21 protein-coding genes are annotated in these 26346 nt (G+C 72.8%); 5 read left to right on the top strand and 16 right to left on the bottom strand.

The features are described from left to right. Positions 1-31: 31 nt before the first annotated feature. From C3492_RS08225 to rimP, 9 genes are all read right to left on the bottom strand, one after another. The gene (locus C3492_RS08225) at positions 32-979 is read right to left on the bottom strand and encodes a bifunctional riboflavin kinase/FAD synthetase (RefSeq protein WP_103811093.1); all 948 of its coding nucleotides are present in this window, start codon (positions 977-979) and stop codon (positions 32-34) included. A gap of 130 nt (positions 980-1109) precedes the next feature. Then, complete coding sequence (locus C3492_RS08230; protein ID WP_103811094.1) at positions 1110-4910, bottom strand: trypsin-like peptidase domain-containing protein; 3801 nt, start codon at positions 4908-4910, stop codon at positions 1110-1112. A 379-nt stretch (positions 4911-5289) separates the two neighbouring features. Continuing rightward, positions 5290-6195: a tRNA pseudouridine(55) synthase TruB gene (gene truB / locus C3492_RS08235; RefSeq protein WP_103811095.1), complete on the bottom strand. Its 906-nt coding sequence runs from the start codon at positions 6193-6195 to the stop codon at positions 5290-5292. Then, on the bottom strand, positions 6192-6650 hold the full coding sequence (rbfA, locus tag C3492_RS08240; protein WP_014675351.1) for a 30S ribosome-binding factor RbfA: 459 nt from the start codon (positions 6648-6650) through the stop codon (positions 6192-6194). Before rbfA ends, truB begins: the two co-directional genes overlap by 4 nt. Positions 6651-6690: 40 nt before the next feature. Beyond that, on the bottom strand, positions 6691-6984 hold the full coding sequence (locus C3492_RS08245; protein WP_030656066.1) for a DUF503 domain-containing protein: 294 nt from the start codon (positions 6982-6984) through the stop codon (positions 6691-6693). A 196-nt stretch (positions 6985-7180) separates the two neighbouring features. After that, the gene (gene infB, locus C3492_RS08250; RefSeq protein ID WP_103811096.1) at positions 7181-10249 is read right to left on the bottom strand and encodes a translation initiation factor IF-2; all 3069 of its coding nucleotides are present in this window, start codon (positions 10247-10249) and stop codon (positions 7181-7183) included. 145 nt (positions 10250-10394) lie between these two features. After that, the gene (locus tag C3492_RS08255; protein WP_103811097.1) at positions 10395-10691 is read right to left on the bottom strand and encodes a YlxR family protein; all 297 of its coding nucleotides are present in this window, start codon (positions 10689-10691) and stop codon (positions 10395-10397) included. A 123-nt stretch (positions 10692-10814) separates the two neighbouring features. After that, positions 10815-11801 (bottom strand): transcription termination factor NusA, encoded by a 987-nt coding sequence (nusA, locus tag C3492_RS08260; protein WP_103811098.1) that lies wholly within the window; start codon positions 11799-11801, stop codon positions 10815-10817. 2 nt (positions 11802-11803) lie between these two features. Beyond that, entirely contained in the window at positions 11804-12331 is a 528-nt protein-coding gene (gene rimP, locus C3492_RS08265; RefSeq protein ID WP_103811099.1) for a ribosome maturation factor RimP, read from the bottom strand. A gap of 227 nt (positions 12332-12558) precedes the next feature. Between rimP and C3492_RS08275 the strand changes: the two genes are divergently transcribed. The 3 genes from C3492_RS08275 to C3492_RS08285 all read left to right on the top strand — a co-directional run bounded on the left by C3492_RS08275 (position 12559) and on the right by C3492_RS08285 (position 14628). Beyond that, entirely contained in the window at positions 12559-13059 is a 501-nt protein-coding gene (locus C3492_RS08275; protein ID WP_103811100.1) for a hypothetical protein, read from the top strand. After that, positions 13056-13556 carry a ferritin-like domain-containing protein gene (locus C3492_RS08280; RefSeq protein ID WP_103811101.1) on the top strand — a complete coding sequence of 167 codons (501 nt, stop codon included), beginning with the start codon at positions 13056-13058 and terminating at the stop codon, positions 13554-13556. The genes C3492_RS08275 and C3492_RS08280 overlap by 4 nt, the downstream gene beginning before the upstream one ends. 172 nt (positions 13557-13728) lie before the next feature. Beyond that, positions 13729-14628 (top strand): aminoglycoside phosphotransferase family protein, encoded by a 900-nt coding sequence (locus C3492_RS08285; protein WP_103811102.1) that lies wholly within the window; start codon positions 13729-13731, stop codon positions 14626-14628. A gap of 267 nt (positions 14629-14895) precedes the next feature. Here the strand turns inward: C3492_RS08285 and C3492_RS08290 are convergent, their stop codons facing one another. The 6 genes from C3492_RS08290 to dxr form a co-directional block, all read right to left on the bottom strand. Further along, a complete protein-coding gene (locus C3492_RS08290; RefSeq protein WP_103811103.1) occupies positions 14896-16602 on the bottom strand; it encodes a proline--tRNA ligase in 1707 nt (568 codons plus the stop codon). A 73-nt stretch (positions 16603-16675) separates the two neighbouring features. Next, positions 16676-17206 carry a GNAT family N-acetyltransferase gene (locus C3492_RS08295; RefSeq protein WP_103811104.1) on the bottom strand — a complete coding sequence of 177 codons (531 nt, stop codon included), beginning with the start codon at positions 17204-17206 and terminating at the stop codon, positions 16676-16678. 20 nt (positions 17207-17226) lie between these two features. Then, entirely contained in the window at positions 17227-18075 is an 849-nt protein-coding gene (locus C3492_RS08300) for a GNAT family N-acetyltransferase (protein ID WP_103811105.1), read from the bottom strand. 192 nt (positions 18076-18267) lie between these two features. After that, entirely contained in the window at positions 18268-19425 is a 1158-nt protein-coding gene (ispG, locus tag C3492_RS08305) for a flavodoxin-dependent (E)-4-hydroxy-3-methylbut-2-enyl-diphosphate synthase (RefSeq protein WP_058082097.1), read from the bottom strand. Positions 19426-19595: 170 nt separating this feature from the next. Further along, entirely contained in the window at positions 19596-20897 is a 1302-nt protein-coding gene (locus C3492_RS08310; protein WP_103811106.1) for an RIP metalloprotease, read from the bottom strand. After that, a complete protein-coding gene (dxr, locus tag C3492_RS08315; protein WP_103811107.1) occupies positions 20894-22165 on the bottom strand; it encodes a 1-deoxy-D-xylulose-5-phosphate reductoisomerase in 1272 nt (423 codons plus the stop codon). Before dxr ends, C3492_RS08310 begins: the two co-directional genes overlap by 4 nt. A 173-nt stretch (positions 22166-22338) precedes the next feature. Between dxr and C3492_RS08320 the strand changes: the two genes are divergently transcribed. Further along, the gene (locus C3492_RS08320; protein WP_103811108.1) at positions 22339-22797 is read left to right on the top strand and encodes a lamin tail domain-containing protein; all 459 of its coding nucleotides are present in this window, start codon (positions 22339-22341) and stop codon (positions 22795-22797) included. Between the two features lie 173 nt (positions 22798-22970). Here C3492_RS08320 and C3492_RS08330 read toward each other — a convergent pair whose 3' ends face one another. Further along, positions 22971-24908, bottom strand: coding sequence for an acyl-CoA dehydrogenase family protein (locus tag C3492_RS08330; RefSeq protein ID WP_103811109.1), 1938 nt, complete (start codon positions 24906-24908; stop codon positions 22971-22973). 313 nt (positions 24909-25221) lie between these two features. On the opposite strand from C3492_RS08330, the gene C3492_RS08335 reads away from it, so the two are divergent. Next, the gene (locus C3492_RS08335; RefSeq protein WP_103811110.1) at positions 25222-26235 is read left to right on the top strand and encodes a LacI family DNA-binding transcriptional regulator; all 1014 of its coding nucleotides are present in this window, start codon (positions 25222-25224) and stop codon (positions 26233-26235) included. Positions 26236-26346: the final 111 nt, after the last annotated feature.

Consider the following 26346-nt stretch of genomic DNA (forward strand, 5'->3'; position numbering starts at 1 on the left):
CTCGCTGAAACGACTCCCGCCGGAACGGCGACTACTCCTCCGCCGCCACGATCTCCCGGCACCGCTTCACATCCGCGGCCATCTGCTCCAGCAGGGCCTCCAGCGACTGGAACTTCGCCTGCCCGCGCACGTACGCGAGGAAGTCGACGGCGACGTGCAGGCCGTACAGGTCGAGGCCGACGCGGTCGATCGCGTACGCCTCCACCGTGCGCTCGGTGCCGTCGAACTGCGGATTCGTGCCGACAGAGATCGCGGCCGGCATGGCCTCGCCCTGGGCGTGCAGGTACCCGGCGTACACGCCGTCGGCGGGGATGGCGGTGTGCGGGAGCGTCTCGACGTTGGCCGTCGGGAAGCCCAGCTCCCGGCCGCGCTGGGCGCCGCGGACGACGACGCCCTCCACGCGGTGCGGGCGGCCCAGGATCTCGCGGGCGCCCGCGACATCGCCCTCGGCGACCAGGCGGCGGGTCAGCGTGGAGGAGAACGGCTCGCCGCCGCCCGCCTCACCGCTGACGTACAGGTCGACGACCTCGACCTCGAAGTCGTAGATCTTGCCCTGCTCGACGAGGAACTCGACGTTGCCGGCCGCCTTGTGGCCGAAGCGGAAGTTGGGGCCCTCCACGACCGCCTTGGCGTGCAGCTTGTCCACCAGGACCTTCACCACGAAGTCGGCGGGCGAGAGCTTGGAGAACTCGGTGGTGAAGGGCAGGATGAGGCACGCGTCGACGCCCAGCTCGGCCATGAGTTCGGCACGGCGGTGGTGCGGGGCGAGCAGCGGCGGGTGGCTGCCCGGGCGGACGACCTCGCTGGGGTGCGGGTCGAAGGTGACCACGACGGCCGGTACGCCGAGCTCGCGGGCCCGGTCGACGGCGTGCTGGATGATCAGCTGGTGGCCGCGGTGGACGCCGTCGTAGGAACCGATGGTGACGACGCTGCGCCCCCAGTCCTCGGGGATGTCCTCCAAGCCACGCCAGCGCTGCACTGTGACCGCTCCTCGAACCCTTGTCCGTGTCTACCTTGACCTCGTCGTGCAGGTCTAAGGGTGCCATGCCGGGTGCCCCGGGCCGGCATCGGCATGGGGGCTGTGACGGGGCGCACGTTCCCACCGCGGCTCAGGCCGGTACGCGTACGCCCGCGATGCTCTCGATCATGCGGCGGGTGCTGGGGCCGACCACGGCCGCCCAGTCGTCCGGGGCCTCGGTCAGCCAGCGGGCCATGCGGGCGGCGAAGCCGGGCACGTGCCGTGCGATGTCGACCAGGGCGCGGTCGAAACGGGTGGCGCCCTCGGGCGTGCGGACGAGGAGCAGGCCGGTGCGGTGGACCAGGCCGCGGGCCTCCTCCGCCCGGCCGCCGTGTTCCGTGGCCGCATGCAGGACGGCGAGCAGGACGGACGGGTCCTCTTCGCGGGCGAGGAGGAACTCCAGCAGTTCGCGGCGGAGCGGGCGGGAGGCGGGGCTGCCGGGGGCGGCGAGGACGGTGGCGAGGGCCGCCCGGAGCGGTTCGGGGCCGCCGTCGAGCAGGCCGGTGACGAGGGGCAGCACGACCGGGCGGGCGGTGGGGCCCTCTTCGAGGCGGCGCTCGACCTGGTCGGCGACCTGGCCCGCGACGGGTCCGGCGGTCTCCGGGCGCAGCCGCAGCGCCTCCCGGACGAGGGCGGCGACCCGGCGGGTCAGGGCCGGGGTAGCGACCTGGGTGAGGCTGCGCAGGACCGCTGCGGTGTCCGGGCCGCCGGCGCCCGGGGCGCACAGGCGGGCGCGGAAGGCCTCCAGGACCGGTTCCGGGTGCGTGGTCAGGGCCGGGACGAGGGCGCTGGGCGGGAACTGCGGGTCGCCGTCGGCGAAGTGGCGCAGGGCCGCGGGCAGGTGCCGGTCCCGGGAGCGCGGGTCACGGACCAGCAGGGCCAGGGCGGCGCCGTGCAGGGTGCGGTCGGCGGGGCGGGCGAGCAGGGTGAGGGCGGCGTAGCGCAGCAGCTCGCGGTCGGCGTCCGAGCGGGCGTGGGGGGCCGCGCGCAGGGCGAAGGCCACGGCCGCGACCCGGCGGGCGGTGCGCTCGTCGTGCGCCCAGCGGTCCACCGCCCGGCAGAGGGCGGACGGCTCCTCCTCGGCGAGGACGGCCAGCAGTTCGTCGGCACGCCGGTGCGCGCTGGCCACCAGTACCTCGATGAGAACGTCCAGGGCACCGTGCCGGTGGGTATGCAGCAGCGCCTGCGCGGCGGTGGCCACGGTGGCGTGCGGGGTCGCGGGCAGCGGCCGCTCGTCCGCGAACCACTGGGTGAGCAGGGGCTGTACGACGGTGGGGGCGGCGGCGAGCAGTCCGGCGACGGCGTCCAGGTACCGGTCGCCTGCCGCGGGTGGCGCCGGGTCCGCCAGGACGAGGCGGCGCAGCAGGTCCAGGCGCTCGGTGTCGGGGACGGGCAGGCCGGTCCAGAAGGCGGGGCGGAAGTCGGCCGGTACGGGCCGCTGGGCGCCGTGCCAGGCGACGACACGGTCGGCGAGCAGGCGCAGCACCTCGGTGTACGGCGTCGCGTCCGGGACCTGGAGCAGGGTCCGGGCGAGGAGCCGGGCGGCCCACCAGGAGCCGGTGTCACGGTCCAGGGCGTCGACCAGCTCCCGCAGCCGGAGGGCGAGTTGCCCGGTTCCCTGCTGGCGGGCGAGGAGCAGCAGCGCCTGGACGACGGGGCCGACGCGATGGTGCGGCACCGGGCGGGGCGCGCCCGGCTCGCCGACGTGGTGCACCAGGGCCAGCAGCGCCGCGTCCAGGTCCAGGTGCGTGCCCTGGATCCAGTCGGCCAGTTCCTCGTGGGCGAAGCGGTAGCCGGTACCGGCCGGCACGAGGAGACCCTCGGCCAGCACGGCGGAGGCCCAGCCGGTACCGCCGCCGAGCCGGGCCGGGGCCGGACCCCGGGGGAACACCGCCTCGAACGACTCCCCGTCCAGCTCCCCCTGCCCCGGCCCGAGGCAGCGCCGGGCGGCCTCGTGCACCTGCCCGGCCACCCGCGCCGCCAGCCGCCGCACGGCCGTTCCGCGCAGACCGCCGACGGCGGCGAGGCGGACGGCGACGCGCAGGCACATCAGATCGAGGTAGGCGGCGAACACGTCGTGCCGGTCGACGGGCCCGGCGACCGGCGCGTCCGGTACGGCGGCCCGCACCTCGGACAACAGCCGCAGTACGAGCGGATGCCGTGCGTCCCGCTCACCGAGCGCCCCCTCCGGAATCCCGTACCGCACCCGAGCCCACCGCGCCTCACCGGACGTGAGGCCCCCGATCCGCAGACAGGGCGGAAGGGGGTCGGTGGAGGGGATACCGGGCGCTTCGCCGGGGACCGACTCGGCGGGTACGGCGGAAGCCTCTGCCTCAACGGCACACCCAGTCGACGCACACACCGCACCGGCACCGCCGGCTTCGACCGCGGAGTCGGCCGGCGTACGCACCCCGTGGTCCGGCGGTGTTCGCACCTGCTCTCCCGGGTCGCCCGGGTCGCCCGGCATGTGGAGGACGGCCGGTGGGAAGGCCCGGCCGGTGTGTTCCCAGTGTTCCTCCCGGCAGGCCAGCACCAGGCGGGTTCCCGTCTCGGTCAGCCAGGTGGCCGTGCCCTGGGCCCAGGTGGGCAGGCGGTCGGCGAGGGCGGGAGGCATCTCCTCGGGGCAGTCCAGGAGGAGCAGCAACGGGCGGCCGGCCCGGGCGGCGAGGCGGGCCACGCGTTCGGGCGTGATGTCGCCGAGGTCTTCGGGTCGTCCGGAGCGGGACGCGGCGATGATCCGGGCGGCACGCGCCAAGGTGCGGCGGACCACGTCGGCCACCGAGTCGTCGGTGCCCCTCAGATCGGCACCGCGCAGCCACAGCGTGGGGGCCGGCCGCTCACCCCGGGCACGGCGGGCGGCGAGCGCCGCGAGTTCCGTCGTACGACCGCTGCCCGGCGCGCCGACGAGGCCGAGCACGGGCCGGTCACCGACGGTGAAGGCGGCCAACTCCCGGACGATGCCGGGGCGTTCGACCGGTTCGACGGCGCCCGGGGGGACGTTCTGCCCGACCGGGGTCATGGTGAGCTGGAGGGTGCCGGCGAGGTTGAGGTCGGCGCCGTACGCGGGCACGGTGGCCGCGTTGCGGGCGAGCAAGTCGGCGAGCGCGCCGTCGGCGGGCCGCAGCGGCACCGCGAATCCCGCGTCGCGCTGAGCGCTGTGCAGGGCGGTGCCGAGGACGCCGACGACCGCGCCGGTGCGTGCGTCGAGCACCGGTCCGCCGGCCGCGCCGCCGCCCAGCCGGAGCGCGTCCCGGCCGGCCGTGCCGATGGCCAGTTCCAGCGCCTCGTCCAGCAGGTGGAAGCGGTCCGTGGCGGTGTACGTCACCTGCGTGGCGGCCAGCACCCGCGCCTCGCGCCAGCAGCCGGCGGCGACCTGGACGTAGGTGCCGGCGTCGATCCGCTCCCGCACGGTCAGCGGCAGCGGCTCCACGCCGAGCCCCTCCGTGCGCACCAGGGCGAGGTCGAGACCGGGCAGTGCCGTGACCGCGTCGGGGCCGACCACGCAGGTACGGTCGCCGGCGTGCAGCACCAGCCGGGGCAGGCCGTCGACAGCCTCGTGGCTGGTGAGCAGGGTGCCCTCGTGATCGGCGAGGAAGCCGAGTCCGCGCGGGCGGCCGGCCAGGTCCCGGATGCGTACGAGGGCGGCGTCGAGGCGGCCGGTTCCGGCGCCTGCGCCCGTGCCGTCGGCCGGGGTGGTGGCCGGGGCAGGGTCTCCCGGGCCCTCGCCCGGCCCACCGCCGGCGCACTCCTCGTACGCGCGCGCTCCGGACGGCCGTTCCCCGTGTGCGCCGCCCCCGCCCGCGCGCTCCCCCTCGGCGCGTCCCTCGAACGGCGGCTCCGCGCAGTCGTGCCCCCGGCGCCCGCTTCCGCCCCGCGGGCCCCGTTCCGTCATGGTCGTACCTCCCCGCCCGTCCCCGTGCCCTGGTTCCGACGGTAGGCGCGGGATGATCGGCGGGACAGATCGCGTGATGAACGCGCCCCCTTCCGCTCCCCCGGTTCACTCCGAGCGCCTGCCCGGACGGGTGAATAGGCGGAAGTTGCTGGATAACCCTAGGGGTGGGGGAACCGAGGGGGGACCGTGGAGCGGCGGCAGGACCGGGCCCGTGTGGCCGCCGGCCGCCGCTCCACGGCAGACAGCCACTCCACAGCGGAGAGCCAGTCCCCGGCAGACAGCCACTCCACAACGGACGCCGATCCGTGCGGGCCCGATCTCAGGGCCGACGGCTCAGGCCTCAGACCTGAACGCCTCCGCGCCTCCGCGCCTCCACGCCTCAGCCGAACACGGCGAGGCTCTTCGCCTTCCCCCGGTGTTCCTCGACCAGTGCGAGGAAGCGGCCCTCGGCGTCGAACACGGCGACGGGACCGGCTCCCGCGTACTCCTCGGGGATCTCCAGCCGGACACCGTTGAGCAGCAGCCGGGCCCGCTTGGCGTCGACCTCCCAGCGCGGGAACGCGGCGGTGGCGGCCTCGGCGATCGGCATCACGGTCAGCTCCTGCTGGAGCTGGTCCAGCGTCTTGGCCGCGTCCAGCTTGTACGGGCCGACGCGGGTGCGGCGCAGCGCGGTGAGGTGGCCGCCGACTCCCAGGTCGGCGCCCAGGTCGCGGGCGAGGGCGCGGATGTAGGTGCCGGAGGAGCAGACCACCGACACCACCAGGTCGAGCACGGGCGTGCCGTCCTCGGCGACCGCGTCCCGGACGTCGTACACCGCGAAGGAGGAGATGGTCACCGGCCGGGCGGGGATCTCGAAGTCCTCGCCCTCACGGGCCCGCTTGTACGACCGTACGCCGTCGATCTTGATGGCGCTGACCTTGGACGGCACCTGCATGATGTCGCCGGTCAGCTTGGCGATGCCCGCGTCGATGGCGTCCCGGGTCACCTTGGAGGCGTCGGTCGACGAGGTGATCTCGCCCTCGGCGTCGTCGGTGAGGGTGTTCTGGCCCAGGCGGACCGTGCCCAGGTACTCCTTCTCGGTGAGCGCCAGGTGTCCGAGGAGTTTGGTGGCGCGCTCGACCCCGAGGACCAGGACACCGGTCGCCATCGGGTCGAGGGTGCCGGCGTGGCCGACGCGGCGGGTCCTGGCGATCCCGCGCATCTTGGCGACCACGTCGTGCGAAGTGAAGCCCGACGGCTTGTCGACGATGACGAGGCCGTCGGGCGTGGTGTGCTTCTGGGTCATTCGGTGGCGTCGCCGTCCGTGTCGCTGTCGTCGTCCGCCGGCTTGCGGTACGGGTCGGCGCCGCCGGCGTACGTGGCGCCCGTGGCCGCCTCGCGCACCTTCTCGTCGGACTGCCGGGCCTTGTCGAGGAGGTCCTCGATGGTCCGGGCGGTGTCCGGCAGGGCGTCCGCCACGAAGGTCAGGGTGGGCGTGAACTTCACCCCGGCCGCGCGGCCCACCTCGGAGCGCAGGATGCCCTTGGCGCTCTCCAGGCCCGCGGCCGCCGCCTTCCGCTCCTCCTCGTCGCCGTAGACCGTGTAGAAGACGGTCGCCTCCCGGAGGTCACCCGTGACCCGGGTGTCCGTGATGGTGACGTGTGAGCCGAGCCGCGGGTCCTTGATCCCGCGCTGCAGCTTCTGGGCCACCACCTCCCGGATGAGGTCCGCCAGCCTTTTAGCCCGCGCGTTGTCGGCCACTGGTCCGTCTCCCGTTCTTTCTCTTGCTTGCGTTTCGTGGTCAGTCGTCGTCGCCGTGGAAGCGCCGTCGCACGGACAGCAGCTCCACCTCTGGGCGGCCGGCGACCAGCCGCTCGCACCGGTCCAGTACGTCGGTGAGGTGCGCGGCGTCGCCGGAGACCGCGGCGAGGCCGATGATCGCCCGCCGGTGGAGGTTCATGTGGTCCACCTCGGCCGCGCTCACGGCGTACTTCCGCTGGAGTTCGGCGACGATCGGGCGGACGACGGAGCGCTTCTCCTTCAGCGAGTGGACGTCGCCGAGGAGGAGGTCGAAGGACAGAGTCCCCACGTACATGTGTGCAACCGGTTCACCCGCCGGTACGGGATCGATGGCCCCGGGTCCGTGTGGCCGGGGACATCAAGAACCGTACCGCGTACCCGCCGGTGGCTCGACAGGGTTTCGGTGCGGTCGGCCGGGCCGGCACCCGGGCGGAAAACGGCGCGCTGGCCGACGGGACCGCAGTCCCGCCGGCCAGCACGAACCACAGGCGTTACGCCCGCGGCTTCTCCCGCATCTCGTACGTCGCGATGACGTCGTCGACCTTGATGTCGTTGAAGTTCCCGAGGTTGATACCACCCTCGTAGCCTTCGCGGATCTCGGTGACGTCGTCCTTGAAGCGACGCAGGCCCTCGATGGTGAGGTTCTCCGCGATGACCTTGCCGTCGCGGATGAGGCGCGCCTTGGTGTTGCGGCGGACCTCGCCGGAGCGGATGAGCACACCCGCGATGTTGCCCAGCTTGGACGAACGGAAGACCTCGCGGATCTCCGCCGTGCCGAGCTCGACCTCTTCGTACTCCGGCTTGAGCATGCCCTTGAGGGCCGCCTCGATCTCCTCGATCGCCTGGTAGATGACCGAGTAGTACCGGACGTCCACGCCCTCGCGCTCGGCCATCTGCGCCGCGCGGCCGGCCGCGCGGACGTTGAAGCCGATCACGATGGCGTCCGAGCCCATCGCCAGGTCGATGTCGGACTCCGTGACCGCACCGACGCCGCGGTGCAGGACGCGGATGTCGACCTCTTCGCCGACGTCCAGCTGGAGCAGGGAGGACTCCAGGGCCTCGACCGAACCAGAAGCGTCACCCTTGATGATCAGGTTCAGCTGCTGGACCTCGCCGGCCTTGAGCACCTTGTCCAGGTCCTCCAGGGACACGCGGCGCGTGCGCTTCGCGAAGGCCGCGTTGCGCTCACGGGCGGCACGCTTCTCGGCGATCTGACGGGCCGTACGGTCCTCGTCGACCACCAGGAAGTTGTCACCCGCACCCGGGACGTTGGTCAGGCCCAGGACCTGGACCGGCGTCGACGGGCCGGCCTCGGCGACGTTGTTGCCGTTGTCGTCGAGCATGGCGCGCACACGACCGTAGGCGTCGCCCACGACCATCGTGTCGCCGACCCGCAGCGTGCCTCGCTGGACGAGGACCGTCGCCACGGCACCACGGCCGCGGTCGAGACGGGACTCGATCGAGATGCCCTGCGCGTCCTGGTTCGGGTTGGCCCGCAGGTCGAGCGAGGCGTCGGCCGTGAGGATCACGGCCTCCAGCAGCGAGTCGATGTGCAGACCCTGCTTGGCGGAGATGTCGACGAACATGGTGTCGCCGCCGTACTCCTCGGCCACCAGGCCGTACTCGGTCAGCTGACCGCGCACCTTGGTCGGGTCCGCGCCCTCGACGTCGATCTTGTTGACCGCGACGACGATCGGCACGTCGGCCGCCTTGGCGTGGTTGAGCGCCTCGACCGTCTGCGGCATGACGCCGTCGTTGGCCGCGACGACCAGGATGGCGATGTCGGTCGACTTCGCACCACGGGCACGCATGGCGGTGAACGCCTCGTGACCCGGGGTGTCGATGAAGGTGATCTTGCGCTCTTCGTCGTTGACCTCGGTCGCGACCTGGTAGGCACCGATGTGCTGGGTGATGCCGCCGGCCTCGCCCGCGATGACGTTCGTCTTGCGGATGGCGTCGAGCAGTCGCGTCTTACCGTGGTCGACGTGACCCATGACGGTCACGACCGGCGGACGGACCACCAGGTCCTCGTCGGAGCCCTCGTCCTCGCCGAACTCGATGTCGAAGGACTCGAGCAGCTCGCGGTCCTCCTCCTCCGGGCTGACGATCTGAACCGTGTAGTTCATCTCGTCGGCGAGGAGCTGGAGGGTCTCGTCGGAGACGGACTGGGTCGCGGTGACCATCTCGCCGAGGTTCATCATGACCGCGACGAGGGACGCCGGGTTGGCGTTGATCTTCTCCGCGAAGTCGGTGAGCGACGCGCCGCGGGAGAGACGGATGGTCTCACCGTTGCCGCGCGGCAGCATCACGCCGCCGACGCTCGGGGCCTGCATGGCCTCGTACTCCTGGCGACGCTGCCGCTTCGACTTGCGGCCACGACGCGCCGGACCGCCGGGACGGCCGAAGGCGCCCTGCGTGCCACCGCGGCCACCGGGACCGCCGGGACGGCCACCGAAGCCGGGACGGCCACCGCCGCCACCACCGGGACCGCCGCCGAAGCCGCCGCCACCACCGGGACGGCCGGCGAAACCGCCGCCACCGCCCGGACGGGCACCGCCGCCGCCACCGGGACGGCCGGCGAAGCCGCCGCCACCGGGACGACCGCCGCCGCCGGGACGACCGGCACCGGCCGGGCCGCGACCGCCGCCGGGGCCGGGACGCGGACCGGCAGCGGGACGCTGCGGCATCATGCCGGGGTTCGGACGCGGACCGGCCGGGCCGGGACGCGGACCGCCCTGCGGCCGGGGCATGCCGGCCGGCGACGGACGGGGACCGCCCGGAGCCTGCGGACGCGGACCGCCGCCCTGGGCGCCGGGCGCCTGCGGACGGGGACCGGCGCCGGGGGCACCGCCGGGGCCGGGACGCGGGCCGCCCTGCGGGCGCGGGGCCTGCGGACGGGCCATACCGGCGTTGCCGCCGGAGGTGAAGGGGTTGTTGCCCGGGCGCGGACCGGCCGGACGGGCACCGGGACGCGCGGCCTGGCCACCGGGGCGGGCGCCGCCCTGACCCGGACGGGCACCCTGGCCCTGGCCGGCGGCCGGACGGGCGCCACCGGGCTTCGGGGCGCCGGGACGGGCGCCGGGACGCGGACCCTGGGCGGCCGGAGCCTGCGGGGTCTGCGCGGCCGGGGCCGGCGGAGCGGTGAACTCCGGGGCGGCCGGGGCCGGACGCGGCGCGGGCTTGGGACCCGGCACCGGGCGCGGGCCCGGGGTCGGGGCCTGGGCGGGCGCCGAGGGGGCCGACGGGGCGGCCGGCTGCTGGGCAGCGGGCGCCGTCGGAGGCTTGGGGGCCGCCGGCCTCGGGGCCGGGGCAGCCGGACGTGCCGCCTGCGCCGGAGAGGGCGCGGCGGGCCTGGGGGCAGCCTTGCGCGGGGCGGGCTTGCCGGCGGACTTGCCGTTGCCACCGCCCTGGAAGGCGTCGGTCAGCTTGCGTACAACCGGCGCTTCGATGGTCGAAGACGCCGAACGGACGAATTCACCGAGTTCCTGGAGCTTGGCCATGACGACCTTGCTCTCGACACCGAACTCCTTGGCGAGTTCGTAGACCCGGACCTTAGCCACTTCGCTCCTTTGAGGTCCGGGTTGAAGCCGGACCGTCGCTAGTTCATGGGCGTACTCATCGCGTACTCATCGAGTGCTCATCGCAATCTCGACCTGCTTTCGACTCGCGAGGTACCAGACCGCACGGGGTTCCGTGCGGCTTGTCTTACGGCGTTGCCTGCTCGGCAACTGTTGTCTGCTCGACGTATCGGCGCAACGCCTTTGTGTCGAGCGGTCCCGGGACGCGCAGTGCCCGCGGGAACGCCCGGCGGCGTACCGCCTGGTCGAGACAGACCAGGGCGGGGTGTACATAGGCACCCCGGCCGGGCAGCGTACCGCGAGGATCGGGGACGCAGGCGTCCTCGATCTCCACGATCCGCAGGAGATCGTTCTTGGCCGCCCGCTCCCGGCACCCCACACAGGTGCGTTCAGGGCATGCTCGGGCGTGCGTCCGGCCAGACACAGTTAAGTCTACCTCCCCGTACCGACCTCACCCCTTCGGGGCAAGAATCGAACGGCTGTTGTCGTGATCTCAGCGCCGGGCGGCCTGGATCTATTCCCCCGGCGCCCCGATCTGCTCCCCGGTCTACTCCCCGGCCTGCTCGGTGTCGGGCCGGATGTCGATCCGCCAGCCGGTCAGCCGGGCCGCCAGGCGGGCGTTCTGCCCCTCCTTGCCGATCGCCAGCGACAGCTGGTAGTCCGGCACGGTCACCCGGGCGGACCGGGCGGCCATGTCGACGACCTCCACCTTGCTCACCCGAGCGGGTGACAGGGCGTTCGCGACCATCTCCGCCGGGTCGTCCGACCAGTCGACGATGTCGATCTTCTCGCCGTTCAGTTCGCCCATCACGTTGCGCACGCGGCCGCCCATGGGGCCGATGCAGGCGCCCTTGGCGTTCAGGCCCGAACGGGTGGACCGTACGGCGATCTTGGTGCGGTGACCGGCCTCACGGGCGATCGCGGCGATCTCCACCGAGCCGTCGGCGATCTCCGGCACCTCCAGGGCGAAGAGCTTCTTCACCAGGTTCGGGTGCGTGCGGGAGAGGGTGACGGACGGCCCGCGCACGCCCTTGGCCACCCGGACGACGTACGACCTCAGGCGCATGCCGTGCGGGTAGGTCTCGCCGGGCACCTGCTCCTGCACCGGCAGGATGGCCTCCAGCTTGCCGATGTCCACGAGCACGTTCTTCGGGTCGCGGCCCTGCTGGACCACACCGGTGACGATGTCGCCCTCGCGGCCGGCGTACTCGCCGAGCGTCGCGTCGTCCTCGGCGTCGCGCAGCCGCTGCAGGATGACCTGCTTGGCGGTGGTGGCGGCGATGCGGCCGAAGCCGGACGGGGTGTCGTCGAACTCGCGGGGCTCCTGCCCCTCGGCGAGGTCCTCGGGGTCCTCCTTCGCCCACACGGTCACATGCCCGGTCTCCCGGTTGAGCTCCACGCGCGCGTGTCGGCGGCTTCCCTCGGTGCGGTGGTAGGCGATGAGGAGGGCCGACTCGATCGCCTCGACCAGCAGGTCGAAGGAGATCTCCTTCTCCCGAACCAAGCCCCGCAGGGCGCTCATGTCGATGTCCACGGCTACGCCTCCTCCTCTTCCTTCATGTCCTTCTCGCCGGCCGGGCCGGCGCTGTCCTTGCGGTTGAACTCGACCTGCACGCGCGCCTTGGCGATCTCCGGGAAGCCGAGTCTGCGGGCGGTGGCCTTGCGGCCCTTCACGCCGGGCACCTCGACGTCGATCCCCTCGTCGTCGACCTTCAGGATCCGCGCGACCAGCTCGCCGCCCTCCGTGAGCTGGAACCTCACGAGCCGGTCGGTGGCGCGCACGAAGTGCCGGTGCTCGGTGAGGAGGCGCTCCGCGCCGGGGGTTCCGACCTCCAGGTCGTACGCGGCGTCACCCATCGCGTTCGTCTCGTCCAGCTTCGCCGAGAGCGCGCGGCTCACATCGGCGATGGCGTCCAGGTCCGCCCCGGTGTCGGAGTCGACGACCACGCGCAGCACCCGCTTGCGTCCGACGGAGTCCACGGCGATCTCTTCGAGATCCAGCCCCTGGGAGGTGACGAGCGGTTCCAGCAGCTCTCGCAGCCTCTCGCTCTGGGTGGTGCTCATCCGGGTGACTCCTCGGCCGCGTGTGCTGTTGTGGGATGGGTCGCGTGTCTGATCAAAGGGTACTGCCTCCGACGGGGGCCGGTTCGCACGAGAGGCCCGGGGTGCCGCCGTGCACGGGTCGGCCGTCGAGCCGGTGACGCGAGGCGGAGGGACTCGCGGGTACCGTGATCAACGGCGGGCCGGCGTTCCCGCCCGTATGTTCGTACGAGCCCCCGAGGACGTCAGCCGTGCCGTACCCCCCGCCCTCGCGCGTGCCCTCGGGGCCGCGCAGAAGAACCCTGCTCGCCTCGGCCGCCGGCGGCGCCCTGCTGACGGGCTGCTCGGCCGGGCCGGAGTCCGGCGACGACGGCCCGTCGGCCACGCAGCGGGCACGCGCGCGTGCGGCGCGGGACAGCCGGGTGCTGCTGGCGCGGTACGACGCCGTGCTCGCCGCGCATCCCGGGCTGGCGGAGCGGCTGCACCCGCTGCGGGCCCAGGTCGCGGCGCACGCGGCGGCCTTCACGGACCGTACGGCGCCCACGCCTTCCGCGACGGCCACCGCCTCCGCCGCTCCCGTGCCGGCGGGCGAGAAGGACGCCGTCGCCGGGCTGGCCGCCGCCGAGCGCGCCCTCGCCGACCAGCGTGCCAAGGACCTGCTGGAGGCGCCGGGCGAGCTGGCGCGGCTGCTGGCGTCGGTCGCGGCGGCCGGGGCGGCGCACGCGTACCTGCTGACGGAGGGGGCCAGGTGAGCGACGGGACCGAGCAGGCCGGGAAGGCCGAGCTGACCGCACTGCAGGCCGCGCTGGCGGCGGAGCACGCGGCCGTGTACGGGTACGGCGTCGTGGGCGGACGGATCGGCGAGCGGCGCCGGGCGGAGGCGCGGTCGGCGTACGACGCCCACCGCGCGCGCCGGGACGCGCTGGTGCGCGCCGTGCGCGACCTGGGCGGCGCGCCGGTCGCCGCGAGCGCCGCGTACGCGTTGCCGTTCCCGGTCGAGGACGGGGCGGCCGCGCTGCGGCTGGCCGCACGGCTGGAGGAGCGGCTGGCCGGGGTGTACGCGGACCTGGTGCGGGCCACGAGCGGCGCCCGGCGGACCGACGCGGCCGGCGCGCTGCGGGAAGCCGCGGTGCGGGCGGTGCGCTGGAGCGGGGGGAGCGTAGCCTTCCCTGGTCTGGCCGAGCGGTCCGGCGAACGGACGGGCGCGGCCGGCACGGCACCGTCGCCGTCCGGGTCGCCGGCGCGTTGACCGCCGGCACGGCCGCCCGGGGCCGTTCCCCGGACGGCCCGTGACGGCGCGAGGGCGGAACGGAAGGACGGCAGGACGGCGGGCAGGCACCGGTCACGATCGGGAGCAGGATCAGGACGGGAGACTCGGGCGGGGTCCCGGCAGCACAGGAGACGAAGGGAACGACTCGCGCATGGCTTTCGAACCGCCGCAGCGCCTGGTGCGGGCGCTCGGTGAGACGGCACCGGCCGGGGACGACTGGCTGGCGCGGCTGCCCGCGGCGGCCGAGCGGGCCGTCGCCCGGCGCGAGTTGACCGTCGAGCGGGTGCAGGTGCCGGGCGGGCGCAGCAGTCTGGTGGTGCTGGTGCGGCGGGCGGACGGCACCCCGGCCGTACTGAAGCTGGCGCCGCCCCGGGCCCGCCCGGAGAGCGAGCGGGCGGCGCTGGCGCACTGGGGCGGGCTGGGTGCCGTACAGCTGCTGGAAGCCGAGGCGGAGGACGGGGCGCTGCTGCTGGAGCGGCTGCACCCGGACGTGTCGGTGCGGTCGTTGCCGGAGGCGAAGGCGCTGCTGGAGGCGGCGGGGACGCTGCGCAGGCTGTGGGTGGCGCCGCCGGCCGGCCATGTCTTCGAGACCGTCGCCGAGCGGACCGGGCGGCAGGCGGTGGCGATACGGGCGGGCGCCGGGACCGATCCGGAGGCGGCCCCGCTGGTGGAGGCGGCCCTCGCGGCCCGTGCGGAGCTGCTGGCCGCGCCGCCCGAGCAGTTGCTGCTGCACGGCACGTTCCGGCAGAGCAAGGTGCTCTCCGGGGAGCGGATGCCCTGGCTGGCGGTGGGCCCGGACCCGGTGGTCGGCGAGAGCGCCTTCGATCTGGCGCGGCTGGTGCGGGACCGGGTGGAGGATCTGATCGCGACACCGTCCGGGCCGTCCACCACCCGGCGCCGGATCAAGCGGCTCGCCGAGTCGCTGGAGGTCGACCAGGAACGGCTGCGGGGCTGGACGCTGTTCCGGGCGGTGGAGTCCGGGGTGCGGGCGCGCCGGGTCGGCCGCGAGAAGGACGCGGAACTCCTGCTGGAGTTCGCGAGCTGGCTCTAGGTGAGTGTGGCCATGTCGCGAGAGGTGCGCGTGGCCATGTCGCTGGCCGGGCCCCAGGTGAGGGCGGCCACTTCACGACCCCGGCCCCAAGCGAGCCCGGCCCCAAGCGAGCCCGGCCGCTGCGCGGGCCGCCCCCGGACGACCATGGCCACTTCACGAACCAACCCCGAGTGAGCCCGGCCACTGCGCGAGCCGCCCCCGGACGACTGGCGCCACCTCCGAACACCCCGGGAGGACCCGGGGTGTTCCCCTACCGCTGCTCGTCGCTCACTGTGCGGTCAGGCGGACGATCGCGTCCTCGACGGTCAGTTCCTCGCGCTCGCCGGTCTTGCGGTCCTTCAGCTCCAGGACGCCCTCGCCGGAGCGGCGGCCGGCGACCAGGATCTGCGGGACGCCGATCAGCTCGGCGTCGGTGAACTTCACGCCCGGGGAGACCCCGGCCCGGTCGTCCACCAGGACACGGACGCCCGCGGCGGCGAGCTTGTCGGAGACGTCGAGGGCCAGCTCGGTCTGGAGCGCCTTGCCGGCGGCGACGACGTGCACGTCGGCCGGGGCGATCTCCTTGGGCCACACCAGGCCGTGCTCGTCGGCGGTCTGCTCGGCGAGCGCGGCGACGGCACGGGAGACACCGATGCCGTAGGAGCCCATGGTCACGCGGACCGGCTTGCCGTTCTGGCCGAGGACGTCCAGCTTGAGGGCGTCGGTGTACTTGCGGCCGAGCTGGAAGATGTGGCCGATCTCGATGGCGCGGTCCAGCTTCAGACCGGTGCCGCACCTGGGGCAGGGGTCGCCCTCCTGGACCACCACGACGTCCACGTACTCGTCGACCTCGAAGTCCCGGCCGGCGACGACGTTCTTGGCGTGCGTGTGCTCCTTGTTGGCGCCGGTGATCCAGGCGGTGCCGGGGGCCACGCGCGGGTCGGCGATGTACTTCACCTTCTCACCCAGGCCCTGCGGGCCGACGTAGCCGCGGACCAGGTCGGTGCGCTCGGCGAAGTCCGCCTCGGTGACCATCTCGACGGTGGCCGGGGCGAAGTGCGCCTCGACCTTGCCCAGGTCCACCTCGCGGTCTCCGGGCACGCCCACGGCGACGATCTCGCCGTCCACCTTGACCAGCAGGTTCTTCAGCGTGGCGGAGGCCGGGACGCCGAGCGAGGCGGCCAGCGTCTCGATGGTCGGGGTGTCGGGGGTCGGGATGTCCTCGGCGGCGGGCACGCCGGAGGCGTCCACCGGCTTCAGCTCGTACGTGATCGCTTCGGTGTTGGCGGCGAAGTCGCAGTTCGGGCAGTCGGCGAAGGTGTCCTCGCCCGCCTCGGCCGGGGCGAGGAACTCCTCGGACTTGGAGCCGCCCATGGCGCCGGCGGTGGCCGCGACGATGCGGTAGTCGAGGCCGAGTCGCGCGAAGACGCGCTGGTAGGCCTCGCGGTGCAGGGCGTAGGACCGGCCGAGGCCCTCGTCGTCCAGGTCGAAGGAGTACGAGTCCTTCATCAGGAACTCGCGGCCGCGCAGGATGCCGGCGCGGGGCCGGGCCTCGTCACGGAACTTGGTCTGGATCTGGTAGAGGATCACCGGCAGGTCCTTGTAGGACGTGCACTGGTCCTTGACCAGGAGGGTGAAGATCTCCTCGTGGGTGGGGCCGAGGAGGTAGTCGCCGCCCTTGCGGTCCTTGAGCCGGAACAGCTCCTGGCCGTACTCGTCCCAGCGGCCGGTGGCCTCGTAGGGCTCACGCGGCAGCAGGGCGGGCAGCGTGACCTCCTGGGCGCCGATGGCGTCCATCTCCTCGCGGACGACGCGCTCGATGTTGGCGAGGACCTTCTTGCCGAGGGGCAGCCAGCTCCAGATGCCGGCGGCCGTGCGGCGGACGTAGCCGGCGCGGACGAGGAGCTTGTGGCTGAGGACCTCGGCGTCCGCCGGGTCGTCGCGCAGCGTCTTCGCCATCAACTGGGACATGCGCTGGACCGGTGCGTTGGCCATGGTTCTCGTACTCCTGCCGGGAAAGGGTGATGGCATGGAGGTTAGCCGGGCCGCCTGTGCCGGTGGAAATCGGTTATCGCCGGCGCAGCGGCAGGGGGGCGCCCATCACGGCGTACGGCCTCGCCGCGCTCGGGAAGTGGACCCGGCGGGCGAGGTCGACGTAGCCGAGGGAGTGGTAGAGGCCGCGGGCGGGGCTGTCGGTGTCGATCGCGGAGAGGATCGAGCGGGGTTCGTCGGCGGTGTCGGTGATGGTGGTGATCAGACGCCGGCCGATGCCGCGGTTCTGGTGGTCGGGGTGGACGTGCAGTTCGGTGATGACGAAGGAGTCGTCCAGCCAGAAGTCGTTGCCGCCCGCGCGCAGGTAGGGCTCGACGACGGTGGACCACCAGTGCGTACGGCTGTTGGGCATGCCGTAGACGAAACCGACGAGCCGTCCCCGTACGGTGGCGCCGTAGGCGCGCGCACCGCGGTACTGCATGTGCCGCTGGACGATCTGGCGGCGTACGGCGACTTCGTCCGGGCCGAGCCCGAAGGCGACGGCTTGGACGGCCAGGGCCTCGTCCACGTGGGCAGTGAGGTCCAGGGGGCCGATCACGAGGTCCATGCCGGGAGCGTACAGGGCGGTCAGAACAGCACGCTCATGAAGGCACCCACCTCATGGAAGCCCACCCTGCGGTACGTCCTGCGCGCCGCGGTGTTGAAGTCGTTCACGTACAGGCTGACCACCGGGGCCACATCGGCCAGGGCGTAGCGCAGTACGGCCGCCATGCCGGGGGCCGCCAGGCCCCTGCCCCGGTACTCGGGGGCCACCCACACGCCCTGGATCTGGCAGGCCTGGGGGGTGGCCGCGCCGATCTCGGCCTTGAACACGACCCGGCCCTGGTCGTCGACGCGGGCGAAGGAGCGGCCGGAGCCGACGAGTTCGGCGACCCGGGCCTGGTAGAGCAGGCCGCCGTCGCCGGCGAGGGGCGAGACGCCGACCTCCTCGGTGAACATCGCGACGCACGCCGGCATGATCGTCTCCATCTCGTCCTTGCGGACGCGGCGGACGTAGGGGTCCGGGGTGATGTCGGCCGGCATGCGGTCGGTGACCATCAGCGGCTGGTGGGCGCGGACCTCGCGGGCCGGGCCCCAGTGCGGCTCCAGCAGCCGCCACAGCGCGGCGGTGGCGTCGGCGGGGCCGACGATGGAGGAGCAGCGCCGGCCGGCCCGCCGGGCACGGTCGGCGAAGGCGCGGACGGCGCGGGGGGTGGCGCAGATCGGCACGAGGTTGGCGCCCGCGTAGCACAGGGACGTGAGCATGCCGTCCTCGTACCAGCCCCACATCTCGCCGCCGAGCCGCCAGGGGTCGAGGCCCGCGACCTGGACCCGCGAGGTCACGAAGGCGTTCGCGACCGGCTCGCGGTCGAGGACGGCGAGCGCGGCGTCCAGGTCGCCCGGTTCGAGCACTCGTGAGGTGGTCTGGGTCAACACGTGCGGGGCCTCACGCTGGGGGTCTGCTGATCTCCGCACTATAGCTGCGCCGGCTTTGCGGTGCGCCTCCGAGGCCGGGAGGCCGGAATCGTCGGCGACTGCGGGCCGGTCGTGGTCGCTCGCGCCCACGCGGCGGAGCCGCACAGCGGGACCGCGCCCCCTTCGGGGCGCGGTCCCGCTGGTGTCGGAAACTCAGCCCGCCACCGACACCGAGGGTTCGCCGGAGGCGACGCCCTCGGCCTCCATCTGCTCCGCCAGCTTCATGGCTTCCTCGATGAGGGTTTCCACGATCTTGGACTCGGGGACGGTCTTGATGACCTCGCCCTTGACGAAGATCTGGCCCTTGCCGTTGCCGGAGGCGACGCCGAGGTCGGCCTCGCGGGCCTCACCGGGCCCGTTGACGACGCAGCCCATGACGGCGACGCGGAGCGGGACCTCCATGCCGGTCAGGCCGGCGGTGACCTCTTCGGCGAGCTTGTAGACGTCGACCTGGGCGCGGCCGCACGACGGGCAGGAGACGATCTCCAGGCCGCGCTGGCGCAGGCCGAGCGACTGGAGGATCTGGAGGCCGACCTTGACCTCCTCGACCGGCGGGGCCGAGAGGGAGACCCGGATCGTGTCGCCGATGCCCTGGGAGAGCAGGGCGCCGAAGGCGACGGCCGACTTGATCGTGCCCTGGAAGGCGGGGCCGGCCTCGGTGACGCCGAGGTGGAGGGGGTAGTCGCACTGTTCGGCGAGCTGCCGGTACGCCTCGATCATCACGACCGGGTCGTTGTGCTTGACGGAGATCTTGATGTCGCGGAAGTCGTGTTCCTCGAAGAGGGACGCCTCCCACAGGGCGGACTCGACCAGGGCCTCGGGGGTGGCCTTGCCGTACTTCTGGAGCAGGCGCTTGTCCAGGGAGCCGGCGTTGACGCCGATGCGGATCGGGGTGCCGTGGTCCTTGGCGGCCTTGGCGATCTCCTTGACCTTGTCGTCGAACTGCTTGATGTTGCCGGGGTTGACGCGGACGGCGGCGCAGCCGGCCTCGATGGCCGCGAAGACGTACTTCGGCTGGAAGTGGATGTCCGCGATCACCGGGATCTGGGACTTCTTCGCGATGGTGGCGAGGGCGTCGGCGTCGTCCTGGGTGGGGCAGGCCACACGGACGATCTGGCAGCCGGACGCGGTCAGCTCGGCGATCTGCTGGAGGGTGGCGCCGATGTCGGACGTGCGGGTCGTGGTCATCGACTGGACCGAGACGGGCGCGTCTCCGCCGACCGCCACGCTTCCGACCTGGATCTGCCGGCTCTTCCGGCGCTCGGCGAGCTTGGTCGGAACGGACGGCATGCCGAGAGAAATCGCAGTCATCTGCTGTGCAACCCCAAGTCGTGGATCAAGGTCCGGTCCCGTGCAACGGCGGGCTCCAGGCTTTGAGATTACGGCACCGGGCCCCGCGTCAGCACATCCCGCCCGTAAACCCACCCGATGGAATGCGGCCCGGATCCCGAGGGGTCCGGGCCGCGGTGAACGACGGATGGCTAGGAGATTTTCACCGGGTTCACCACGTCGGCGATCAGCACCAGGACGGTGAAGCAGACGAAGATCCCGGCCACCACGTACGCCACCGGCATCAGCTTGGCGACGTCGAACGGTCCGGGGTCGGGCCGGCGCAGCACCCGGGCCAGGTTCCGCCGCAGCGACTCCCACAGGGCGCCCGCGATGTGCCCGCCGTCGAGCGGGAGCAGCGGGAGCATGTTGAACAGGAACAGGGAGAGGTTGAAGCCGGCCAGCACGAACACGAACATGGCGAGCTGCTGTGAGGCGGGGATGTCCAGGGTGGCGATCTCGCCGGTGACCCGGGCGGCGCCGACGATGCCCATCGGGGAGTCCGGCTCGCGCGGGCCGTCGCCGAAGGCCGCGTCCCACAGGGCCGGGATCTTGCCGGGCAGGGCGACGAGGGAGTCGACGGCGTCGCCGACCCGGTCGGTCATCCAGGTCACGGACTCGCCGAAGTCCTGTTTGACGACGCCGGTGGCGGGGCTGAAGCCGAGGAAGCCGGCCTTGACGTAGCCGTCGACGTAGTTGCCGCCGGCGTCCTTCTTGGCGACCTGGTTCGTGGCGATCTTCGCGTGCAGGGTCACTTCCCGGCCGTCGCGGTCGACGACGAAGGCGACGTTCTTCCCGGCGCTGTCCCGGATGAGGTCCGAGAGCGTGTTCCAGTCCCTGGTCGGCTTGCCGGCGAAGGAGACGATCCTGTCACCCGCCTTCATGCCGGCCTGGGCGGCCGGGGACGACGGGTCTGACTTCCTGCAGGTGTCGCGGTGCTGGCTCTGCGCGATGACGCAGGGCGAGACGGATTCCACGACGGTGGTCTCCTTCTGGATGCCGAAGCCCATCAGCACCGTGAGGAAGAGGGCGACCGCGAGCACCAGGTTCATGAAGGGGCCCGCGAACATGACGATGACCCGCTTCCACGGCTTGCGCGTGTAGAACATGCGCGTCTCGTCGCCCGGCTGGAGCTCCTCGAAGGCCGCCGAGCGGGCGTCCTCGATCATGCCGCGCCACGGGGAAGTGGAGCGGGCGGAGACCCGGCCCTGGTCGTCCGGCGGGAACATGCCGATCATGCGGATGTAGCCGCCGAGCGGGATCGCCTTGATGCCGTACTCGGTCTCGCCCTTCCTGCGTGACCAGATGGTCGGGCCGAAGCCGACCATGTACTGCGGCACGCGGATGCCGAAGAGCTTGGCCGTGGACAGGTGCCCCAGCTCGTGCCACGCGATCGAGACGAGCAGGCCGACCGCGAAGACCACTATGCCGAGGATGAACATCAAGGTCGTCATGCACGCGCCTCCGCGGTCGCCGTCGTGGCTGTGAGTTCGCGGGCCCGGGCTCTCGCCCAGGTCTCCGCTTCGAGGACGTCCGACACCGTGAGTGAGGTTCCCGTGACCGGGGTGCCGTGCTCCTCCACCACCCGGGTGACGGTATCCATGATCCCGTTGAAGGGCAGCGCGCCGCTCAGGAAGGCCGCGACGCACTCCTCGTTGGCGGCATTGAACACCGCCGGGGCCGTGCCCGCGAGCCGCCCCACGTGCCGGGCGAGGTCCACCGAGGGGAAGGCCTCGTTGTCCAGCGGGAAGAACTCCCAGGTGGAGGCCTTGCTCCAGTCGAACGCGGGGGCCGCGTCCGGGACACGTTCGGGCCAGCCCAGTCCGATGGCGATGGGCCCGCGCATGTCGGGGGGCGTCGCCTGGGCGATCGTGGATCCGTCGGTGAACTCGACCATCGAGTGGACATACGACTGCGGGTGCACGACCACCTCAATGCGGTCGAAGGGAATGTCGTAGAGGAGGTGGGCCTCGATGACCTCCAGTCCCTTGTTGACCAGGGTCGCGGAGTTGACCGTGATGACCGGGCCCATGGCCCACGTGGGGTGGGCGAGGGCGTCCGCGACGGTGACGTGTGCCAGTTCCTCCCTGGTCCGGCCGCGGAAGGGGCCGCCGGAGGCGGTGACGACGAGCTTGCGGACGTCGGCCCGGGTGCCGGCGGCGAGCGCCTGGAACAGGGCGGCGTGCTCGGAGTCCACCGGGATGATCTGGCCCGGCTTCGCCAGCGCCGTGACCAGCGGGCCGCCGACGATCAACGACTCCTTGTTGGCGAGCGCGAGGGTGCGGCCCGCCTCCAGGGCGGCGAGGGTCGGTGCGAGGCCGATGGAGCCGGTGATGCCGTTGAGCACGGTGTGGCAGTCGGAGGCGGCGACCTGGGTGGCCGCTTCGGGTCCGGCGAGGATCTCGGGCAGCGGCTCCGCGCCGCCGTACTCGGCGGCGAGCGCCTCGCGCAGCGCGGGTACGACGTCCTCGCGGGCGACCGCCACGGTCCGCACCCGCAGCCGGTGCGCCTGCTCGGCGAGGAGCGCCGGCCGGCCGCCGTTCGCGGACAGGGCGGTGACCCGGAAGCGGTCGGGGTTGCGCAGCACGAGGTCGATGGCCTGGGTGCCGATGGATCCGGTGGAGCCGAGGATGACCACGTCCTTGGGGCCGCCTCCGGGGGCGGGGTCGTAGACGAGGTGCGGGTCGGCGAGGGGGGCCGGACGGGCGGGACTGTCGGTCATCCCCCCATTGTGGCGGCACGCGGTGACGGCCCGGACAGCGCGTCCCTCGCGCGAGTGCGTTTCCGCGAGACTGTGAACGCGCCGTGAAGATCATGTGATAACACTTCAGTCCGGGCCGGTCACCGTCCGGCCCGGCCACGACTTCGCGGACGACATCCTGGGGGGATCTCTCCATGCGTACTGTGCGCATACGCGCCGCCCTGCCCGCCCTCGCCGGCGCGGCCCTGCTCACCGGCACCCTGCTCAGCACCCCGGCCGAGGCCGCCGGGGGCGTGAAGATCCACCATGTGTGGTTCGACAGCCCCGGCTCGGACAACCGCTCGAACAAGAGCCTGAACGCCGAGTGGGTGCAGCTGAAGAACACCAGCGGCTCGGCGGTCTCGCTCAGGGGGTGGGTGCTGAAGGACGCCTCCAACCACAAGTACGTCTTCGGGAACGTCAGGATCGGCGCCGGGAAGTACCTGAAGGTGCACACCGGCAGCGGCTCGGACACCGCGTCGGACAAGTACCAGGACCGCCGTGCCTACGTCTGGAACAACGACAAGGACACGGCGACCCTGACCAAGGCGAGCGGCAGCAAGGTCGACACCTGCTCCTGGACGACGCGGGACCCGAGCGACACGTACTGCTAGGTCCTGTCGTCAAACTCCCGTCGTCCGCCCGGAGGGCGGGCCGTGCGGCGTCAGGTGCGTGCTCTCGCCGTGCCGGCCACAGGCCCTCGTACTGGGCGTACTCGGGTCTGGGGCCGGTGCGGCGAGAGTGCGTGCATGGCGTCGCGCGGCAGACGGGAGTTTGACGACAGGGCCTAGCCCCCGAAGGGACGGCGGGCGTTCTCGCGGGCGGCGGGTCCGGGGGTCGCGTCGGCGATCCACGGCCCCTCTCCCGACGGGTCGAGGATGCCCTCCTCCAGCCAGGTGTAGGCCCCGCCGAGGACGTGCTTGACCACCTTGCGGTCCAGGTCGTCGGTGTTGGTCCACAGCCGGGCGAAGAGTTCGTCCACCCGGATGCGGGCCTGGCGGCAGAAGGCGTCGGCGAGCTGGTAGGCCTCGCGGCCGTGCTCGCCCTCGCGCCACAGCCGCTCGGCGCGGACGCAGGCCGCGCTCATCGCGAACAGCTCGGCGCCGATGTCCACGATCCGGCCGAGGAAGCCCTGCTTGGTCTCCATCCGGCCCTGCCAGCGGGACATGGCGTAGAAGGTGGAGCGGGCGAGTTTGCGGGCGGTGCGCTCGACGTGGCGCAGGTGCCCGGAGAGGTCGATGCCGTGCTTGAACTCGCCGTACGCCGTCGGCAGCTGGCCCGGTCCGGCTACCAGCTTCGGCAGCCACTTCGCGTAGAAGACGCCCGCGTTCGCGCCCGCCTTCGCCTTGGCGGACAGCGGCTTGTCAGGGTCGATGAGGTCACCGGCGACCGAGAGGTGGGCGTCCACGGCCTCCCGCGCGATCAGCAGGTGCATGATCTCCGTGGAGCCCTCGAAGATGCGGTTGATGCGCAGGTCGCGCAGGATCTGCTCGGCCGGGACCGCCCGCTCGCCGCGCGCCCGCAGCGACTCGGCCGTCTCGTAGCCGCGCCCGCCGCGGATCTGGACCAGTTCGTCGGCCATCTTCCAGGCCATCTCGGAGCCGTAGAGCTTGGCGAGGGCGGCCTCGATGCGGATGTCGTTGCGGTCCTCGTCGGCCATCTGCGAGGACAGGTCGAGCACGGCTTCGAGGGCGAAGGTGGTGGCCGCGATGAAGCTGATCTTGGCGCCGACCGCCTCGTGCAGCGCGACCGGCTTGCCCCACTGCTCGCGCTCGGCGGCCCACTCGCGGGCGATCTTCAGGCACCACTTGCCGGCTCCGGCGCACATCGCGGGCAGCGACAGCCGGCCGGTGTTGAGGGTGGTGAGCGCGATCTTCAGTCCGGCGCCCTCGGGGCCGATGCGGTTGCCGGCCGGGACCCGCACCTGATGGAAGCGGGTGACGCCGTTCTCGATGCCGCGCAGCCCCATGAAGGCGTTGCGGTTCTCGACGGTGACGCCCTCGGAGGTCGCCTCCACGACGAACGCGGTGATGCCGCCCTTGTGCCCCTCGGACTTCGGCACGCGCGCCATGACGACGAGCAGGTCGGCGACCACCCCGTTGGTGGTCCACAGCTTCACCCCGTCGAGCACGTAGTCGTCGCCGTCGGGCACGGCCGTGGTGGCGAGGCGGGCCGGGTCGGAGCCGACGTCCGGTTCGGTGAGCAGGAACGCGGAGATGTCGGTGCGGGCGCAGCGGGGCAGGAAGGCGTCCTTCTGCTCCTGGGTGCCGAACAGCTTCAGCGGCTGCGGTACGCCGATCGACTGATGCGCGGAGAGCAGCGCGCCCACGGCGGGGCTGACGGAGCCGACCAGAGCGAGCGCCTTGTTGTAGTACAACTGGGTGAGGCCGAGACCGCCGTACTTCGGGTCGATCTTCATGCCGAGGGCGCCGAGTTCCTTCAGGCCCGCCACGACCTCGTCGGGGATGCGGGCCTCGCGCTCGATCCGGGCGGGGTCGATCGCCGTCTCGCAGAACGCGCGCAGCTTGGCCAGGAACTCCTCGCCGCGCCGCACGGACTCGTCGTCGGGCAGCGGGTGGGGGTGGATGAGGTCGAGCCGGAAGCGCCCGAGGAACAGCTCCTTGGCGAAGCTGGGCTTGTGCCAGTCCTGCTGCCGGGCGGCCTCCGCCACCTGGCGGGCCTCGCGCTCGGTGACGGTGGTGCGTGGGGTGGTGGTGGCGGACATTCAGGCTCACCTCGCCGCGAAAGGGGACGACTGGGACCGTTCGTTACCGACCAGTGCTACTGGATCGTTGGTACCCGAAACGGGCCGACCCCACCACCCCTCGCGCGCGAACGGCGGAAAGCACCGCCGGAGCGCCGGGGCGGGGGCGCGCACTGCGACAGGCGGGGCGCCGCGCCCTTCCCCGGAAATGCCGTCGAAGCGCTTCGACAGCCTATGGACACCCCGGCCCGCCTGGAGCTAGTGTCATTCCCACCGTCATCCACCTTGTCGGTCATGCGCAGTGTCGAAGCGCTTCAAAAGCTTGGAGAGCCGGATGGTCACCCTCGCCGAGGTAGCTCAGCACGCCGGAGTCTCGGCGAGCACGGTGAGCTATGTCCTCAGCGGCAAGCGGTCCATCTCCGCGACCACCCGGCAGCGGGTCGAGCAGAGCATCCGGGAGCTGGGCTACCACCCCAACGCGGGGGCCCGCGCCCTGGCCGGCAAACGGTCCAACATCATCGCGCTGATGGTCCCCCTGCGCACCGACATGTACGTGCCGGTGATGATGGAGATCGCCATCGCGGTGGCCACCACGGCCCGGACGCACGGGTACGACGTCCTGCTGCTCACCGGCGAGGAGGGGCCCGACGCGGTGCGCCGGGTCACCGGCAGCGGTCTCGCCGACGCGATGATCCTGATGGACGTCGAGCTGGAGGACGAGCGCCTGCCGCTGTTGCGGGCCTCCGGCCAGCCCTCGGTACTCATCGGTCTGCCCGCCGACACCGCCGGGCTGACCTGCGTGGACCTGGACTGGAGCGCGACCGGCGCGCTGTGCGTGGAGCACCTCGCGGGGCTCGGGCACCGTGACATCGCTGTCATAGGCGAGGCCCCGGCGGTCTACGAGCGGCACACCGGCTTCGCCGAGCGCACCTTGGAGGGACTGCGCGCCCGGGCCCGGGAGACGGGCGTGCGGGTGCTGCACCGCCCCTGCGAGGGCGGGTACGACGCCCTGGCCCTCACCCTGGCCCGGATCTTCGACGAGCGGCCGGGGACGACCGGGTTCGTGGTGCAGAACGAGTCGGCGGTGGAACCGCTGCTCGCGATCCTGCGCCAGCAGGGCCGGGCCGTACCCGAGGACGTGTCCGTGGTCGCGATCTGCCCGGACCAGGTCGCCGTCCAGGCCTCGGTACGGCTGACCTCGGTCGCCATCCCCGCCCAGGAGATGGGCCGGCACGCGGTGGAGCACCTGGTGGCCAAGCTGGACGGGCGGGGCGGCGACGAGGTCGTGCTGCTCACGCCCGAGCTGACGGTACGGGCCAGTTCGGGACCGGCACCGGCCGCGCCCTGACCACCCGCCGGTCACGCCCCGCACGGGGCACACCCCAGCCTGTTCTCCTGCCCGCACGCTCCGCCCGCCGTCCTGCCCGCACCCTCACCCGGCGTCCCGGTCTGCCCTTCC

Origin of the sequence: Streptomyces sp. Ru62 (assembly GCF_002920615.1) — a bacterium.
Classification (GTDB): domain Bacteria; phylum Actinomycetota; class Actinomycetes; order Streptomycetales; family Streptomycetaceae; genus Streptomyces.

Bases quoted from the DNA above. Each gene is read 5' to 3' on its own strand.
- C3492_RS08310 (WP_103811106.1), bottom strand. From the start codon at position 20,897: ATGACGACCTTGATGTTCATCCTCGGCATAGTGGTCTTCGCGGTCGGC.
- C3492_RS08330 (WP_103811109.1), bottom strand. From the start codon at position 24,908: ATGTCCGCCACCACCACCCCACGCACCACCGTCACCGAGCGCGAGGCC.
- C3492_RS08290 (WP_103811103.1), bottom strand. From the start codon at position 16,602: ATGGCCAACGCACCGGTCCAGCGCATGTCCCAGTTGATGGCGAAGACG.
- C3492_RS08295 (WP_103811104.1), bottom strand. From the start codon at position 17,206: ATGGACCTCGTGATCGGCCCCCTGGACCTCACTGCCCACGTGGACGAG.
- dxr (WP_103811107.1), bottom strand. From the start codon at position 22,165: ATGACCGACAGTCCCGCCCGTCCGGCCCCCCTCGCCGACCCGCACCTC.
- C3492_RS08320 (WP_103811108.1), top strand. From the start codon at position 22,339: ATGCGTACTGTGCGCATACGCGCCGCCCTGCCCGCCCTCGCCGGCGCG.
- ispG (WP_058082097.1), bottom strand. From the start codon at position 19,425: ATGACTGCGATTTCTCTCGGCATGCCGTCCGTTCCGACCAAGCTCGCC.
- truB (WP_103811095.1), bottom strand. From the start codon at position 6,195: ATGACCCAGAAGCACACCACGCCCGACGGCCTCGTCATCGTCGACAAG.
- C3492_RS08285 (WP_103811102.1), top strand. From the start codon at position 13,729: ATGGCTTTCGAACCGCCGCAGCGCCTGGTGCGGGCGCTCGGTGAGACG.
- C3492_RS08230 (WP_103811094.1), bottom strand. From the start codon at position 4,910: ATGACGGAACGGGGCCCGCGGGGCGGAAGCGGGCGCCGGGGGCACGAC.
- rimP (WP_103811099.1), bottom strand. From the start codon at position 12,331: ATGAGCACCACCCAGAGCGAGAGGCTGCGAGAGCTGCTGGAACCGCTC.
- C3492_RS08245 (WP_030656066.1), bottom strand. From the start codon at position 6,984: ATGTACGTGGGGACTCTGTCCTTCGACCTCCTCCTCGGCGACGTCCAC.
- C3492_RS08335 (WP_103811110.1), top strand. From the start codon at position 25,222: ATGGTCACCCTCGCCGAGGTAGCTCAGCACGCCGGAGTCTCGGCGAGC.